Annotated in this window: 13 protein-coding genes, 1 tRNA gene and 1 pseudogene; 2 read left to right on the plus strand and 13 right to left on the minus strand. The window is 64.8% G+C overall.

From position 1 onward, the window contains the following. Positions 1-58 precede the first annotated feature (58 nt). Positions 59-826, minus strand: a pseudogene (locus tag MJ606_RS07970) (IS3 family transposase); the annotation flags it as partial. Between the two features lie 227 nt (positions 827-1,053). On the opposite strand from MJ606_RS07970, the gene MJ606_RS07975 reads away from it, so the two are divergent. Next, entirely contained in the window at positions 1,054-1,482 is a 429-nt protein-coding gene (locus tag MJ606_RS07975) for a hypothetical protein (protein ID WP_243048959.1), read from the plus strand. 405 nt (positions 1,483-1,887) lie between these two features. Here MJ606_RS07975 and MJ606_RS07980 read toward each other — a convergent pair whose 3' ends face one another. From MJ606_RS07980 to MJ606_RS08025, 10 genes are all read right to left on the minus strand, one after another. Beyond that, positions 1,888-2,553: a hypothetical protein gene (locus tag MJ606_RS07980; RefSeq protein ID WP_243048961.1), complete on the minus strand. Its 666-nt coding sequence runs from the start codon at positions 2,551-2,553 to the stop codon at positions 1,888-1,890. A gap of 346 nt (positions 2,554-2,899) precedes the next feature. After that, positions 2,900-2,989 (minus strand) — tRNA-Ser (locus MJ606_RS07985). A gap of 159 nt (positions 2,990-3,148) precedes the next feature. Then, positions 3,149-3,511 carry an LrgA gene (locus tag MJ606_RS07990; RefSeq protein WP_243048962.1) on the minus strand — a complete coding sequence of 121 codons (363 nt, stop codon included), beginning with the start codon at positions 3,509-3,511 and terminating at the stop codon, positions 3,149-3,151. A 13-nt stretch (positions 3,512-3,524) separates the two neighbouring features. Then, positions 3,525-4,805: a serine--tRNA ligase gene (gene serS / locus MJ606_RS07995; RefSeq protein ID WP_243048963.1), complete on the minus strand. Its 1,281-nt coding sequence runs from the start codon at positions 4,803-4,805 to the stop codon at positions 3,525-3,527. Between the two features lie 186 nt (positions 4,806-4,991). Further along, positions 4,992-5,570, minus strand: coding sequence for a hypothetical protein (locus MJ606_RS08000; RefSeq protein ID WP_243048965.1), 579 nt, complete (start codon positions 5,568-5,570; stop codon positions 4,992-4,994). A gap of 97 nt (positions 5,571-5,667) precedes the next feature. Next, complete coding sequence (locus MJ606_RS08005) at positions 5,668-6,297, minus strand: DsbA family protein (protein ID WP_243048969.1); 630 nt, start codon at positions 6,295-6,297, stop codon at positions 5,668-5,670. A 62-nt stretch (positions 6,298-6,359) separates the two neighbouring features. Continuing rightward, complete coding sequence (locus tag MJ606_RS08010; RefSeq protein WP_243048970.1) at positions 6,360-7,691, minus strand: replication-associated recombination protein A; 1,332 nt, start codon at positions 7,689-7,691, stop codon at positions 6,360-6,362. A gap of 116 nt (positions 7,692-7,807) precedes the next feature. After that, complete coding sequence (locus MJ606_RS08015) at positions 7,808-8,359, minus strand: cytochrome b (RefSeq protein ID WP_243048973.1); 552 nt, start codon at positions 8,357-8,359, stop codon at positions 7,808-7,810. Positions 8,360-8,495: 136 nt separating this feature from the next. Next, a complete protein-coding gene (locus MJ606_RS08020; protein WP_243048975.1) occupies positions 8,496-9,857 on the minus strand; it encodes a DUF3999 family protein in 1,362 nt (453 codons plus the stop codon). Continuing rightward, positions 9,847-12,585 (minus strand): DUF2339 domain-containing protein, encoded by a 2,739-nt coding sequence (locus MJ606_RS08025; RefSeq protein ID WP_243048976.1) that lies wholly within the window; start codon positions 12,583-12,585, stop codon positions 9,847-9,849. The genes MJ606_RS08020 and MJ606_RS08025 overlap by 11 nt, the downstream gene beginning before the upstream one ends. A gap of 205 nt (positions 12,586-12,790) precedes the next feature. Here MJ606_RS08025 and MJ606_RS08030 point away from each other — a divergent pair, with 205 nt between their 5' ends. Further along, a complete protein-coding gene (locus MJ606_RS08030) occupies positions 12,791-15,904 on the plus strand; it encodes a ligand-binding sensor domain-containing diguanylate cyclase (RefSeq protein ID WP_243048980.1) in 3,114 nt (1,037 codons plus the stop codon). On the opposite strand, the gene MJ606_RS08035 is transcribed toward MJ606_RS08030, so the two are convergent. Next, positions 15,843-16,511, minus strand: coding sequence for a YoaK family protein (locus MJ606_RS08035; protein ID WP_243048981.1), 669 nt, complete (start codon positions 16,509-16,511; stop codon positions 15,843-15,845). The genes MJ606_RS08030 and MJ606_RS08035 overlap by 62 nt on opposite strands. An 8-nt stretch (positions 16,512-16,519) precedes the next feature. After that, positions 16,520-17,179 (minus strand): outer membrane lipoprotein chaperone LolA, encoded by a 660-nt coding sequence (gene lolA, locus MJ606_RS08040; protein WP_243048983.1) that lies wholly within the window; start codon positions 17,177-17,179, stop codon positions 16,520-16,522. Positions 17,180-17,303: the final 124 nt, after the last annotated feature.

Genomic DNA, 17,303 nt, shown 5'->3' on the forward strand with positions numbered 1-17,303 from the left:
GTCGCTTGCCCCCTGCCCTCCGTTTTCTAGGCCAACAGTCGGTAGAGAATCCGACCGTTTACGGCGCCTGTGAATTCGCTTGGGACCCGTATTCTCGGGCGAATTCAGCAGGTGTTTTCCATGCCAGTGCAGAGTGGGGACGATCCTCGTTATAGAAGCGCCGCCACGCTGCGATTTTGCTCCGTGCATCCTCCAGCGACAAGAACCAGTGCTCGTTCAAGCACTCCTGCCGAAGCCGGCCATTGAAGCTTTCCACCAACGCGTTGTCAGTCGGCGTGCCGCGTCGAGAGAAGTCCAGCTCCACGCCATTTTCGTAGGCCCAGCGATCCATCACCTTCCCGGCGAACTCGCTTCCGTTGTCTACCTTGATCGCTGCAGGCTTGCCGCGTTGTGCCACCAGCCTGGCCATGGCCTCCGCCACGTGCTCGCCGCACAGTGACTGATCCACCACGATGTCCAGGCACTCATGGGTAAAATGATCCACCACCCTCAACGAGCGGAACCGGAGCCCATCGAATAACGCGTCACTGACAAAGTCCATGCCCCACAGTTCGTTCGGAGTCGTGGCGACCATCTTGGGTTGCCGCCGGCGCGCGCTGCGACTGCGACGCGGACGGCAATGCCGAAGCGACAGGCCTTCCAGCTTGTAAAGCCGGTGCACGCGTTTGTGATTATCTTTCCAGCCTTCGCGCCGCAGCATCACAAAGACCCGCTCGCATCCGTAATGGACTCGACTCAGCGCGATCTCCCTCATGCGCATACGGATTGCACTGCAATCGCGTGCTTTCGCCTGATACGCGAATGACGATCGCGACATTGACAGCACTCTCATCACCGGCGAATCAATACGCTGCCCCTGTTCCCGTTGTCTTAAATCTCCTTGGTCATAGCTTATGAACAATTGATCCGGATCAGTTTGTTCAGGCCAAGCCTGGCTAACCTCTGACGTAATGAATAAACGTAGCCGGTTGTCAAAAAAACGGGCTGCGGTACATCGCGGGCGTCGATCGGACTTCCGCTCCGCTTCAACCGTTGAAAATCAAGGTGCTCAAAATGTCCACCAAGCTCGCCGACAAACTTGCTGAACTTTCCACCAGTACACAAAAAGCGAAAGACGCGATCGAAAAGACGCGTCAGGACACCATCGAAAAGATCAAAGCCCTGCGCGATGAAGCACACGCCGACGCTCAGCGCCGTGTCGCGGACATCAATGCAAAGCTCTCAAGCGCGAAGGCCGAAACGGCTACCGCAATGGATGGCTTGAAGGCCAAACTCAAGGCAGATGCAGAAACCTTTAAAAGCAAATTGGAGCAGCAAAAGCACAAGATCGACGCCGCGCACAAGGAACACTACGCCGACCGTCTGGAAGACGAGGCGGTCTATGCCGTGGACTATGCCATTGTCTGCGTCGAGGATGCCAGCGCGGCTGTTCTCGACGCGATCGCCGCGCGCAAGAGCGCGGACGAAGCCGCCAAATACTGAACATCCGCAAATACCGAATGCCACGATCCTTGCGCCGTTCCATTTCTTGCGCCTAGCGCAACTGAAAAAACGGCCGCGCCGGCGCCGAAAGGAGCAAGACTACGAAATTGAAAAAATGCATCTTTCGCGACCATGCCTGGTCCTTTTCCGGCAGGTATCCGCGCGTTCTACGGCTAAAACTGGTCACGATCGCGCTCAACAACTAAGAGGGGCCGAACGAACTGTTGAGCCGCCTCCGGGCGGCTCATGCATATGAGCAAGCTGACAATGCCCGAGACGCCCGCTTTCGCCAAAATGTTTCACAGCAAATTGCTCAACTTCCGCGTCAGTTATAGCGCTGTCGACAATGCCACGTTCGGCCCGCGCATCCTATGAAACACTTGGTGCCTGACCATTGCCAAAGGCTCAGCCCTGGTGCCCAGCGCCTGCGCTCAACACAGGAGCCTTGTCGTCCCGCCAGCAATTCTTTTGGGGACCTATGTCAGGCAATCGCTCCAATCGAGCTTTGTTGTACGGGCCGATCGTCAGGCGATAAGGCACCACGTGCCAGTTGTCCGCTGAAGAAGGATCCACTTTCCCAGTATCGACCGCCGTGGATGCTTCGCATGCATACAGCGTGAGGCTGCCTACGCCGCCCGACTCCTGAAAAGCATCGGGAGAACTCTGAGCGGTGGAATCTGGAAGACGCCACCACCGCCGTGGATCGACCACCCACAAGGCGAACTTGGAGTTGTCTTCCATTTCCCAACGAGTCGAAATCATCAGGCCAAATCGCGGACAAGTCGTTGCGTCCAAACCGACCTGACCAGCTTGATCACAACCACCCTCGCCATACTTCGTGGCATAACGCCAAACCTTGATATCGACGCCCGATTCGAGATCGGCCTTCGCAACCAAATCCAACGTATTGATGGTCTTTGGAAGCTCTTTGAAAGAGCCATCCACGCCATGCAAGAGTGCCGGCGCTTGAAGCTGAGGCGTCGTCGCGGCATCACTCACACTCCACGCCATCCCAAGGGTTGCAGCAACAAGCACAACGCCGGCCATTTTCGATACAACACGCGTTGCCATAACCATATCCTCTCATTCGAGCTAGTTTTTCAACCGCTCGTGTTGTGGATCAGACATCCAGTTTGGCGAAGGGCCAGCGCTTTGCTCGTCGTTGACGAAAGCCCATGGCCGCGTTTCGATGGGCATATCCCCATGCCTCATGCTGATTGGACACAGTGCAATGTTCCCCAGGAAGCCAAAGAATGTTTGAAGGTCTCTCGGAATGATCAGGCGGAGGTGCCACATGCCCGACGTGTGGCGCAAAAGATGGTGTGCAAGCCGCATGGTTGTTGACCAACCGACTTGACCAAGCGCCGTTTCTCTCAGTCCACAAAAAAGCCCATAAAAATGGGCATTTTTGTAAATCTGGCGGAGAGAGTGGGATTCGAACCCACGGTAGGCTTACACCTACGGCAGTTTTCAAGACTGCTGCCTTAAACCACTCGGCCATCTCTCCGATTTGTTGCTGCGGGCTGGCGTCTTGTGGACGTCGCCTCGACAGCTTGACTCTGGGCATCCTGTACGGCAAGGGCACTGGATTCCCGCTTTCGCGGGAGTGACGAGTCTGAGCGGGGCCTATAGGGCTCCGGACTCGCCATGCAGGGTCGTGATCTTATCAGGAATGCGGCGCCGTTCCCTGCCCTTTCTTGGCCAGCGCGAACATCGCCCACAGCATGATGGCTACCGGAATCGCGGCGCCGATCAGCGGCAGCAGCAGCACCGGCTGCCGGATCACCATGGGTACCAGTTGGGTGGCGGCGGCGAAGCCGATGATCCAGAAGCGCAGCTTGCGGCTGTGGCGGGCGAACCAGAAGGCGCCGATCACCAGCACGGTGGCGATGAGGGACAGCACCATGTCCACCGGGGGCAGCGGGAACATGGTGAACAGCCCGAGCCGGGTCAGCAGTTCGGTGGCCAGGATCGTCAGCAGCGTGTAGCTGGCGGTGATTTCAACCTTGTCCCAGCGCTGGGCGCTCATGGCGATGATGGCCTCAGGCGATCTGGTCGAGGTTACGCATGTACGGGCGCAGCACGCCGGGCACGGTGATGGAACCATCCGCGTTCTGGTAGTTCTCCATCACGGCGACCAGGGTGCGGCCGACGGCAAGGCCCGAGCCGTTGAGGGTGTGCACCAGCTCCGGCTTGCCGGTGGCAGGGTTGCGCCAGCGCGCCTGCATGCGACGGGCCTGGAAGTCGCCGCAGTTGGAGCACGAGGAGATTTCACGATAGGTGTTCTGGCTGGGCAGCCACACTTCCAGGTCGTAGGTCTTGATGGCGGCGAAGCCCATGTCACCAGTGCACAACAGCACCTTGCGATACGGCAGGCCAAGCAGCTGCAGCACTTTTTCGGCGTGGCCGACCATTTCTTCCAGCTGCGCGTGCGACTGCTCCGGCGTGGCGATCTGCACCATTTCCACCTTCTCGAACTGGTGCTGGCGGATCATGCCGCGGGTGTCGCGGCCGTAGCTGCCGGCTTCGGCGCGGAAGCACATGGAGTGCGCGGTGAGGCGCATCGGCAGTGCGTCGGCTTCGACGATGCTGTCGGCGACGAGATTGGTCAGCGCCACTTCGGCGGTGGGAATCAGGTAGCGCTTGCTGTCGCCCACGTGGGTGGAGAACAGGTCTTCCTCGAACTTCGGCAGCTGGCCGGTGCCCTGCATGGTGTCGGCATTGACGATCAGCGGCACGTTGCATTCCAGGTAGCCATGCTCGCCGGTCTGCAGGTTGAGCATGAACTGCGCGAGCGCGCGATGCAGATGGGCCAGTTGGCCGCGCAGCACGGTGAAGCGCGCGCCGGAAAGCTTGGCGCCGGCGTCGGCATCGAGCCAGCCGTGGCGGGCACCGAGGTCGACGTGGTCCTTCACCTCGAAGTCGAACGCGCGCGGGGTGCCCCAGCGCAGCTGCTCGGCGTTCTCGGTTTCGTCCTTGCCCAACGGCACGGACTCATGCGGAATATTGGGGATGCCCAGCGCGACCTCGGCGAGCCTGGCCTGCACCTCGGCCAGCGCGGCCTCGTTGGCCTTGAGCTTGTCGCCGATGCCGGCGACCTCGGCCATCAGCGGCGCCACGTCCTCGCCCTTGGCCTTGGCCTGGCCGATGGCCTTGGAGCGCGTGTTGCGCAGGTTCTGCAGCTCCTGGGTCTCGGTGGACAACTGCTTGCGCTGGGCTTCCAGCGTCTCGATGGCGGCCACGTCGAGCGTGTAGCCACGGGTCTCCTTGAGACGCTCGGCGGTTTCAGCCAAGCGCGAGCGCAGCAGTGCGGGGTCCAGCATGATCGATCCAGGGATTGACTCAGAGCTCTGGATTATCGCTGGGTGGCTGCGATGGCCGCAATGTTGGGGGGCCAAGCCTTATGCCGTCATCCTCGCGAAAGCGGGGATCCAGCGTCGTTGGCGCGTCGCAAAGGCACTGGATCCCCGCTTTCGCGGGGATGACAAATGCCTCCTATGTGGCTGCCGCTATAGCGAATTGCGGCTGCGCCTGCGCCCCAGCCACCAGGCCATCACCGCCCCGGCCAGCAGCCAGCCGATGACCTGCTCGATCAGCGCCGCCACGGTCAGCTCAGTGGGAAAGCGATACCAGTTCCAGTACGGCACCAAGGTGCTCAGCCAGGCAAACAGGGCGGCCGCCAGCGCGATGCCCAACCGCTTGACGAAGCTCAAAGCGGCCAGCCCCATCACGAAGGCCAGCGCGAGCGAGGCCAGCGTGTCCGAGGCCCATTGGCGTGGCAGCTGCTGGGTCATGTTGGACAGGTCTTCACCCTGTGGCAGGTAAACCACCCACGCGTACGGCGAGACTTTGGACTTGGCCGAATAGGCCTCCATGTTGGCCTTGTCGCGCATCTTGGCGGGATCGATCGAGGGCAGGATGTACACGCCCGGCTCACTCCCCAGCCCCTGGTGCAGGGTGCCGAGCACCACATCCTCGTTGGCGGGCTGGTGGATGCCGGGATTGCCCAGGCCCAAGGCCATATGGGCCACCGCCCCCCACAGGAACATCACGATACCGCCCATCAGTGCAGCTACCAGTACTCGCATGGCACGCTCCCCACATGACCATCGGTGCGGCGAATCTATGCCTCTTGCGCGAAAAGTCGCAAGCCGTGCTGCAGCAAGCGCTGCCGGGGCGACCTGCTCAGACGGCGCGCGCCGCCGCCAACGGCAGCGAGGCCACGCGCTGCATTTCGGGCGCATCCCACAGCGAGGGATCGCGCAGGCAGGCCAGCGCGAAGTCGTGCGCGTCATCGCCCCAGAACAGGCGGCCATCCAGCGAGAGCGTCGGCACGCCAAACACGCCTTCGGCGATGGCCGCGTCGAAATTGGCCCGCAGCTGCGCCTTGACCGCCGGGTCAGCGATAGCCGCTGCCGGGTCGGCGATACCCAGGCGTGCGGCGACCGGGGCCAAGGCGTTGATGCTGTCGCCGGCATGACCCTGCCCCCAGATCCAGTCGAAGATCGCCTCCGTGGCCTCGACGCTGGTGTCTGCCGCAATGCACAGCCGCAAGGCAGCCAGCGGATTGAACGGATGTGCCGGAGGAAAGCGCAGCGGCTGATGGGCCTGCTGGGCACGCCACAGCACGTAGCGGTAAGTGAATTCGCGCTTGGCGGGGATTTCCGCCGGCCCCTTTTGCCCGCATTTCTCCAGCACACCGGCCAGCACGATCGGACGCAATGCCACCGGGTGCATCGCGGCCAGCGCCTTCACCTTGGGCCACTGCAACCAGGCGAACGGCGAAATGAAGTCGAAGTACCACACGATCGGCATGGCATACCTCCGCATGAATGGGCAGGCTCGTCGGCAGGCGACGAACCTCGGATATCACGAGATCATTTTTGACGCGCGAGGCGCCGGGCCTCGCGCAGGCTCAACAGCTTCTCGCGCAATTTCAATTCCAGCCCGCGCTCTACCGGTTCGTAGAACACGGTGCCGTCGAGTTCGTCGGGCAGGCATTGCTGGTCGAGCGCGATACCACCTTCGGCATCGTGGTCGTACTGGTAGCCCTGGCCGTAACCGAGGCCCTTCATCAACTTGGTCGGCGCGTTGCGCAGGTGCATCGGCACGTCCAGCGTGCCCGAGTCGCGGATCACCGCGCGGGCCTGGTTATAGGCCTTGTAGGCGGCATTGCTCTTGGGCGCGATGGCCAGCCAGATGGCCAGCTGCGCCAGGCCCAGCTCGCCCTCGGGACTGCCCAGGCGCTCATAGGTATCCCACGCGTCCAGCGCCATGCGCCAGGCGCGCGGCTCGGCCAGGCCTACGTCTTCCACCGCCATGCGGGTCATGCGCCGGGCCAGGTACAACGGGTCGACGCCGCCATCGAGCATGCGACACAGCCAGTACACGGCGGCGTCGGGATCGGACGAGCGCACGGATTTGTGCAGCGCCGAGATCTGGTCGTAGAACTGCTCGCCGCCCTTGTCGAAGCGGCGCGTGCGGTCGGCCAGCACCTGGGTGAGCGTGGTTTCGTCGATGCGGTGGTCGTCGGCCAGTTCAGCGGCGATCTCCAGCAGGGTCAGGCCGCGGCGCACGTCGCCATCGGCTGCCTGGGCGATCAGCCGCAGCGACTCATCGGCGATCTGCAGTTCCATCCCGCCCAGGCCGCGCTCGCGATCGGCCAGCGCGCGCTTGAGGGCAATGACGATGTCATCGACGGTGACCGCCTCCAGCACATGCACGCGACAACGCGACAGCAAGGCGGAGTTGAGCTCGAACGAGGGATTTTCCGTGGTGGCGCCCACGAAGATGATCACGCCGCGCTCGATATGCGGCAGGAACGCATCCTGCTGCGCCTTGTTGAAACGGTGCACCTCGTCCACGAACAGCACGGTGCGGCGGCCCTGGGCGAAGTTCGCTTCGGCCTCGGCCAGCGCCTTGCGCACTTCGGGCAAGCCCGACAGCACGGCGGAGATCGCGCGGAAATCCGCATCGGCATAGCGCGCCACCAGCAGGGCCAGGGTGGTCTTGCCGCAGCCGGGCGGCCCCCACAGCACCATCGAATGCACGCGCCCCGCCTCCAGCGCGCGCCGCAGCGCCTTGCCGGGCGCCATCACCCGTTGCTGGCCGACGATTTCGTCGAGCGTGCGGGGGCGCATGCGCTCGGCCAGGGGTTTGAGGTCGTCGGGTTCGCCGAACAGTCCGGGGGATGGAGACAGGGTGGGCATCGGAGCAGGAAACTCTACGGGCATCCGGACCACCGCGCCGGAGCGCGGCAGCCAGACAGGTCAGCCCATCATAGGACAGCGGCGCGGGTTACGCCCGCCTGGCCCCCAGCAACCGGCTAGCGAGCCGCGCCGCGCTCCGGGGGCAACATCCGCTGCAGGGTATCGTCGCGCTGCACGTAGCGATGGAACACCGCCGCCAAAGCGTGGGCGATGGCTACCCAGAGAAAAACGTTGCCCGCCGTTTCGTGGAGGTCATGAAGCTGGCGCGCCAGCGCGCCATCCGGTACGGCGGCCACGGGCAACGGAATGCCAAGCAGGTTCCATGGCTTGCCAGCTACGAACATCATGGCCACGCCAAGCAACGGCAATGCGAAGGCCAACACGTAGAGCACCAGGTGCACCAGCTTGCTCATCGCCGCCTGCCAGCGCGGTAGCGGCGGCGTGATCGGCGGCACCTCGGTGCGCAAGCGCACGAACAGGCGCGGCAGCATCAACAACAACACGGCCACACCGAACTGCATATGCCCCCATTTGACCGCCGTGCGTGACGCCGAGCCACGCGGAAACCAACCCTTGATTTCGATAAGCACCAATGCACCCGTGACAAACAGCGCGATCAGCCAATGCAAATGGCGCAGCCAGGGCGAGTAGCAACGGTGGGTAGACATCACAAATTCCTTTTGCTTGAACCAAAGTCGAGCCTAGGAATATCGGCTTTGGCTTGGCTTAGTGCGCGCCTTCAGTCAGCCCCATGCGTCAAATCGCCACCACGGCAACGCAGGCTATGAGGTCCAGCCATGGTGATCAACCGGGATTTCCGTTGCGTCCGGCGTTACGTAGAAGGCTCAATGCCATGCCCGTCACCAGCAACGCGCCGGCAATCAACACCACCCACAGCAAGGGGCGCGTCCAGTCGTAGGGCACCTTGGGCGCGTCCAGCGCGGTGGGGCCCGCGGCATCGACCCGCGGCCCCAGGGCTGCCACCGGCGGCAGCCAGTCGGTGCCGTTGCTGGCGCGCATGCGCTCTAGCGCCATGTCGACCGGGTAATCGCCACGCCGCGCGGCATGGCTACCGGCCAGCAGGCGATAAGGACCGCTGCCCTCCGCCATGAAGACATACTGCGGCGGCAACCACCCGACACTCACCACAGGTGCCTGCGCCAGCGGCGTATCGCTGTGCAAACGCAAATGCTGCACCGGACGCGGCGCAAAGCGGGCCGTGGCCTCGCCACCGCTGCCCGTCGTGCGCACCAGATCCAGGGTCGACACCGCGACCCAGTTCGACGCGCCCTGCCCCTGCGGCAGCATCAGCTGCACGCGGGCGGCAGCGTTGGTGGTCGGTAGCAGCACCTTCACGGCCTCCACCGGCAGCGCAGCGGGCAAGGTGTAGTCGTAGTCGTTCCCCGTGCTGCTGGCCGTGATCGGCAGCCACTGCAGTTGCGAGCTGCGCTCGGCGGCGGCGTCGCTATAGCCGCCGACCAGCGCGACGGCGGGCACATGCTCGCCGCTCCAGTCGACCTCGCCATCGACCAGTCGCAGACGGTAGTAACGGGCCGGCTCGGCGCCGGCCAGATCCATCGACAATTGCTCGACGTTGTCGTCGCCGTTGTGTACCCGCGTGACGCTGACATCGTCGGCCAGCGTGCGCCATTGGCGCAGATCGTTGCTGGCATCCACCGCGAGGTGCAGCTGGAAATCCTGCTGCAAGGTGGCGGCCTGCAGTTCGAGGTGATCCAGTGTCAGCTCACGTCCGGCATCCAGCAGCCACTGCTGCGCTCGCTCGGACGCATTGCCTGCGGCAGGCTGGCTGATCACGATGCCGCCATTCGCATTGCGCTCGACGCGCACGCCTTCCTGCGTGGCGACATGGCCCGGCACCGGTATCAGGCGCGTCATCTGCTCGAAGTGGTATCGCTTCGGCGGCGTGGGCGGCAGTGGCCCGAACGGCACCGGCTGGCCCAGCACGTTGACCACGACAAGATCATGCAGCTCGGCGGAAGGGTTCACCGAGGCATAGACCACCGGGTCGAGCACCACACGATAAGCCTCCGCCGAGGCCTTGGTATCGAGCGGAAATGCATAGGCATAGTCCGCGGCCGTACCGGCCCGGGCCAGCGCGAAGGGAAACAGCAGTGCCAGCACTGCCCAACGAAGATCACGGCGCATGCCTGGGCTCCTCCGTAGACGATGAACGGCGCGGCGGGGCCGGCGCCAGGTATCCGATGACACTGCACAGCAGGCCGTAGGCGATGAACGAGCCGATGCCGAACAGATTGCCCAGGTGACTGCGATCGACCAGGATCAGCTTGGTCAACACCACGCCCATGATGACGGCGCCGGCCAGCCACAACAGCCGCTGGCCATGCCGCGAACCCCACACCCAGGCCAGCAGGCCGAGCACGCTCCACACCACGGTGAGCGACATCTGCGCCAGGCTGGAATCGGCCAGCGCGTCGTCCCACGGTACGCCCGCCAGCTGATGCACGGCACGCAGCGTGGCGCTGGTGACCAACGCAAACGCCACGCCACCGAGCACCGGCGCACGCAGGCGCTTCAGCGCGCCCGGCGTATCCGCGGCGGTCAGCCAGCCCGTCATGCTGACCACGATGCCCAGCATCAGCAGTTCCAGCGGATTGAGCAGCGGCAGATAGCGCAGCGGTGCGGCGTCGCCGGGCTGGAACAAGGCCCAGACGCCAAGCAGGCCGAGCACGGCCAGCAACGAGTACTGCAACGGTGGTCGCCAACGCGGCAGCCACACGGCCAGGGGCGGCGCGATCCACCGCGGGCGCCACTGGATCAACGCAAAGGCCAGCAGCAACGGCGCGGCGCCGAGCAGCACCAGCCAGCTATGCGACAACCAGCGCAGGCGATCCAGCGCCAACGCGATGGCAATCACCCCCAGCAGTATCCAGCGCCACAACCAGGCCAACTGCGCCAGCGACGCGGCCAGCTCGACCTCGCGCAGGCAGATCAGGCTGCGCCAGCCCAACACGCCCGCCACCAGCACCGCGAGCAGATTCCAGCCGTGCAGCGGCTGCTGTTCGAACATACCGGCCCACAGCAGCAACGGCAGCATGATCGCCATGCCGAGCACGGGACTGTAGGTCAGCGCCGTACCCAACTCGTGCGGGGGACGTCGATGCGCCACTTCGGCCGTGCCCCAGGCGGTGAAGGCCAGCCAGCCCAGCCACGCGGCGAACAGCCACGAGGTAGGCACGAAGCGCTGGATTTCCATGCCGCTGGCCAACACCCACCAGGCCAGGCCCCAGCCATAAAACAGCACGGCCAGCAGGCGATGCGTCGTGCCGTCTTCGCCGTGGCGGGCATACAGATAGCTGCTGATGAACGCCGCCGCCACCAACAACAGGGCGCTGACGAACTCGCGGTTCAACAAGGGCAGCATCGCATCGTAGCCATGCCCCCAGCGCCCCATCAGCAGCGCCAGTGCCGCAAACAGCTGCAGCGACAGGCCGCTCCAGCGCGCCAGCGCATGCGGCTGGCGCAGGCCCAGCCAGATCAGCCCGGCGCCTTCCAGCGCGAAAATGCTGCCGGTGACATCGGCGCTCAACGCCAGCGGCACCGCCAGCGTGGCAAAGGCCACCGCCAGCACTGCCCAGGTTTCGTAAAGCAGTCGCATGGCGGGCTGGCGTCGCCCAACGTAGGCCGCCAGCAGATAGACCGCCGCGGCGACCAGCGCGGAGATCGCCAGCCCGGTGCCATCCCAGCGCAACAGCGCGCCCTGCAGCAACAGGCTTATGAGCGGATTGCCGAACATCAGGCAGCCGTCGATCACCACGCGGCGATCCGCTGGCGCGCGCAGCACATGCAGCCAGGGAATGGCCAGGTAGAACAGGAAATTCAGCACCAGGAACGGTTCGGTACTGGCAAACAGCGCCGGCTCGTAGCGCAGCACGCCCCAGGCCGTGCCTACCGCGTACGTCGCCACGAAACCCAGCAGGTTCAGCACGCGCCACGAGCGCCGCCAGGCGATGCCGAGGATGGCGAGGTTCAGCACCGTGTAATAGCTGAACAGCGCGACGTGACTGCCACTGCCGGTGGATACCAGAATCGGCGCGGCAAAGCCCGCAACCAGGCCGAGCACGGCCAACGCCAAGGCGTCCTGCATCACCGCCAGCACGCCGACGCCCGCCACCAGCACGATCAGCAACGCGAACGCGGCACCGGCCGGCAGCAGGTCGTAGAGGCGAAACGCGGCGAACACGGTGATCAACAGCACACCGATGGCGCCCCCCTGCAACGACAACGCGAACACGCGCTGCGCCTGGCGCTTGCGCCAGCCAAAGGCCAGCGCGGCGATGGCGGCCAACGCCACCAGGGCCACCCGCAAACCGACGGGCACACGCAGCATGCCGCTGTCGGAAGCGTACTTGAGCAACGCCGCCACGCCGGCAAACAGCACCAGCATGCCGATCTTCACTGGCACATTGCCCTCGGTGAACCAGCGCCAGATACGCTGAAAAGTGCGATCGATCAGCGACGGTTCGCGGGGCACGACCGCCCGAGGCATGGAACGCGGGATGGCGGAAGGCGCCGCCTCGGCCCGGGCTTGGGGCGCGGGCCGCTCCACGGCCTTGGCTGGCTGCTGCGGCGGCTCCACGCGGGTCGGCAGATCGCGCTGGCGTACCTGCGCCTCAGTGACCCACCAGGGCTCATCGGAAGTCTGTGGCTTGGGCTCCGCGGCCACCGGCGCCGGGCCCTGCCGCTCCGCCGGCGCGGCTCCGAGCTTCGCGCGCAGTTCGCGAAGCTGTCGCGCCAGCTGCTGTTGCCTGCCCCACAGCAAACCGAGCGCCGCCCCCACGAGCACGCCCCCCATACTGCTTGACCAGGCAATGCCGCCAAGCACCGCCCCGATCACCATCCATAGAACTATCATGGCCTTTTATCCTTGCCCGCTTGCCGGCGTCACACGACGAGTGTGCCACGTCGGTCGATCAACGCATGAGCACAGCTCGGATACCATGGGACGGCGCCTATGGTATGGGGCTGCAACGAGACGAATGTCATGATGACAAGGCGAGTTCCCTCCGGTCAGTTCGTTGCCTGCGCGTTGCCCCGTGTCGACGTTCGGTGCCCAACCCATGATTGATCGATGGCGCCAGGGCCTACGCCATCGGGCGTGGCTGGCGTTTCTACTGATTCTGCTGCTTCCCTTCGGGACAGCCCATGCCGCCGATCCCTGGGCGCCATTCGATAACCCGTGGTTCGAGCGGCTGGGCGTCGTCGACGGCCTGCCGCACTCCATTATCACCGCCCTGGCACAGGACCAGCGTGGCCTGGTGTGGATCGGCAGCATGGGCGGACTGGTGCGCTATGACGGCTACCGCATGCAGGTATTCACGGGTTCGGGCAACCCGAAATTTGATATCCCCGACCCCTATATCCGCTGCCTGCTGGCCCTGCCCGATGGCGGCCTGCTGGTGGGCACCAGCGCCGGCGGCCTCAGCCGTTTCAACCCGGGCGACAACAGCTTCCGCCATTACCCGGTCGGCGCCGATGGCACTAGCGACCGCAAGATCTATGCACTCGCCCTCGACAACAACGACGGCGTGTGGATCGCCACCGAGCATGGGCTCGATCATCTGGATCTGCGCAGCAACCGCATCACCCATGTAGACACCGGCAGCACCCCTTCACCACGCAACTTCAGCGTGCTGCAGGACCACGCCGGCAACCTCTGGCTGGGCAACAACAACGGCCTGTTCGTCCGCCGCGCCAACAGCAAGACCTTCGTGCGCCCGCCCCGTCCCGAGGGCGCCATCGACACCGTGCTGAACGACGGCATCTGGGCGCTGCATGAAGACCGCGAGGGCCGTCTGTGGGTGGGCAGCACGCAGGCCGGTGCGGTGTATCGCCATGCCGATGGGCGCTGGCAGGCGGTCGCGGGATACAGCGGCTATCAGCCCAACCACGAGCGCCGCGCGACGGCCCGCGACTTCCTGGAGGTCGATCCGAACACCCTCTGGATAGGCACCGATGGCAACGGCGTGCTCGCCTATTCCCTGGGCACCGGCGATGTACGCCAGATCACCCATGACACCGCCATGCCGTCCTCCCTGCCCGGCGATTCCGTGCGCGCGCTGATGCAGGATCGTTCCGGCGCTATCTGGATCGCGACCGACCTGGGCGTGGCCCGCAACAACCCGTATGCCCGCACGGCCTTTGCCCTGCTGCCATCGACGCGCGCCGACCATACGCTGGCCAACACCAATGTGCGCGGCATCTATGTCGATACGCGACGCCGCATCTGGCTCGGCATGAGCGCGGGGCTCATCGACGTCATCGATCTGGACAAGGCCCTCATCACGCATCTGCGCCTGGGCGGCAACCAGACCCGGCGCGACACACAGGCCTTCACCGAAACCCCTGACGGCACTATCTGGGTCGGCACACAGGGCTTGGCCCGCATCAACCCGAATACGTTCGCCATCGAAGACTCCGTGGTGCCCGCGCTGGATGAAAAGCCCGTGCTGCACCTGCTCACCGACGGCCCGCAACTGCTGATCGCCACCTACGACGGCGTCTATCGCTACGACACGCACACCCATGCGCTGACCCATTTCCAGCACGCCCCGAACGACCCTGGCAGCCTCGCCAGCGATACGGTGCGGCGGATAGCGCGGATCGGGTCCGACATCTGGTACCTCACCGGCCATGGCATCAGCATCGCGACCAACGCCGCGCAAAACCGCGGCTTTGAGAACCTGCTGAACCGCCCAGGCGATGCCACCAGCCTGCCCAACAATCTGGTCAGCTCGATCGCCAGCGATCCGCAAGGCGGGCTGTGGCTCGGCACTTACGGCGGGCTGGCCCGGCTGGAACCGCACAGCGCCGGCGAGCCCTATCGCTTCCGCAATATCAGCACCACTGACGGCCTCAGCAGCAACAACATCAACGCCGTGCAGACCGACGAAGAGGGCAACCCCTGGGTAAGCCTGCCCAATGGCGTGTCGATGATCGACAGCAATACGCATACCGTGCGCAACCTCGGCATCCGCGATGGCCTGCGCATCTCCAGCTACATCTACGCTGCCGCAGCCCAGGCCCCGACCGGCGAACTGCTGTTCGGCGGCCTGGGTGGACTGACGGTGATCCGGCCCGAATGGAAGGCCCCGGACGCGCCCGAGGTACCGCTGGCCATCACCTATGCCGTGGTCAATGGCGTTCCCCTGCCCTTCGGCACGCTGCCGCGGGCGGATGAAACGCTACGGGTCGGTCCGCGCAACCGCAGCCTGCGGGTGGATTTCGCGCTGCTCGACTATCAGACGCCCACGGAAACCACCTACAGCTACCGCATGGATGGCCTGGACGAGGGCTGGATCGACGTTCCCCGCGGCAGCCTGCCTACGGCGATCTACACCAACCTCCCGCACGGCGATTACACGCTGCGGTTGCGCGCGCGGACACGCGGCATGCAGCCACGCTTGATCGAGGCGGCGGTGAGCGTGCGAGCACAGCCGCGCTGGTATGAAACCGTCACGGCGGTGATCGTTGCCGGCTTGCTGCTGCTCGCCCTGATTGTCGGCGTGATCCAGCTGCGCACGCTCTACCTGCAGCGCCAGGCGCGGCAGCTGCAACAACAGATCACCATGCATACGCGCGATTTGCTTGCCGCCAACCAGCGGCTGGACGAACTGGCCAATACCGACGAGCTGACCGGCGTATGCAGCCGTCGACGCTTCCTGCAACTGGCCGAAGGCGTTCGCCTTCGCGCACAGGATGGGAGCGCCTGCATCGCCCTGCTCGATCTGGACCGCTTCAAGCAGGTCAACGACACCTATGGACACCTGGCCGGCGACGCGGTGCTACGCAGCGCGAGCAAGGCGATCCTGGGCCAGTGCCGCGAAGGCGACCTGGTGGGCCGCTACGGTGGCGAGGAGCTGGTGGTCTGCCTGCCCGCAGGCACGCTCGAACAGGGCATGGCGGCGGCCGAACGCATCCGCCAGGCGCTGGCCGATAACCCCATGATCTACGAGGGACAGGCCATCGCGGTGACGGTCAGCATCGGCGTGGCGGCCTACCGCACTGGCGAAACCCTGTCGCAGTGGCTGTCCCGCGCGGACAGCGCGCTTTACGAAGCCAAGCGCGCCGGCCGCAATCGCTGCGCCGCAGCCTCCCAGGAACCGCCTGGCGCTATGGGCGCACCAACATCCGGTGACGGTAGATCGCATAACCCAGCCCCACCACGCCGGTAAGCGTGGCGGGCGCCAGCAGCACGCGCTCCTGCACCACCATGAAACCCAGCGCACCGGCGATCCCGCCTACGATGAAGCTGCAGATCACCAGCAGGCAGACGTGGATGCGCAGCATGTCTACTTCCAGCCCACGCAAGCGCTGGCCCAGGTAGATGCCAAGATCGGTGAACATGCCGGAGAGATGCGTGGTGCGGAACGTCGCGCCGCTATAGGTGCTGACCATCGCGTTCTGCAGGCCGCAGGCCGCCGATGCCAGGTACAGCCCGAGGTCTTGCCGACCATGGATCAGCGGCGTGGCGATGAACAGCAGCACCGATTCGATCATCAGCACGACGCCATAGCGACGGCCCAGTTGCAGCGTACGCTGCTGCACGATGTAGCCACTGAGCACCGCGCCCACCAGGAACGACACGATGACCAGTGCCCAGTGCAGGATTTCGCCCGCGTCCAGCTTGGCCAGCGCCAGGCCAAGCTCGGTGCTGGTGCCGGTCAGGTGGGTGATCGGCTGATGGCGAAAGCACAGATAACCGACCGCGTTGATGCTGCCGGCGACGAATGCCAGCAGTCCACCGCCGATCCAGGCCCAGCGTGGCAGTTGACGCAGCATGGCTGGGATCAGTTCTTGATCGGCTGGGTCTGGATGACCGGCGCATCACCGATCACGTCGGCGCCCGGCGGCGGCACGAAATTGAAGGTTTCCGGCGCAATCGGCACGTTGCGCTGCCAGCCCGAGAAACGGATGTCGGTGGTGGTGCCCAACTGGTCGCGGAACTCCATGCGGGCCAGGCCATTGGCGTCAAAGCCCAGGTCGGCGTAGTCGAACTGCGGGTCTTTCGCGGTCGAGGTGAGGCGCAGCCAGCTCAGGCCATCGTGCTCGCCCTGCTCGGTGACCTTGAAGTCCTTGTCCATCTGCTTGACGTCGGTGAGCACGGTCAGCGGGCTGTGCGACTCCTCGGCGCTCTGCACGCGCACCGTCACCTGCTGCAGATCGGGGTCGTACAGCCACACGCGACTGCCATCGGCCACGATGGTCTGCTTCGAAGGCGCCAGCGTCTCCCAGCGGAACTGGCGCGGCGCCTCCAGCGCCAGCGTGCCGGAGCTGGGCTTGCCCAGATGGCCGTTGGGGTCCTTGACGGTCTGGGAAAAATTGCCGGTGAGCGAATGCAGGCCGTTGGCGAAGGCATCCAGCCTGGCGCGGGCGGGACCGGTGGCGGCCTGGGCGATGCCGCAAACGGTGAATGCCATCGCGGCGGCAAAAGAGACGAGGCGTTTCATGGGTTCCCTGTTTCGTGTCAGCGTCGGGGCGCAGTGTGCGACGCGATCGCTTAATGAAAAGCCCCGCCTCGTAAGCGGCGAGATGGGGCGAAGGTTTTTTGCCCCTCCCCCCGCTCGCAGGGGG

Origin of the sequence: Dyella sp. RRB7 (genome assembly GCF_022761115.1) — a bacterium.
Lineage (GTDB): Bacteria > Pseudomonadota > Gammaproteobacteria > Xanthomonadales > Rhodanobacteraceae > Dyella.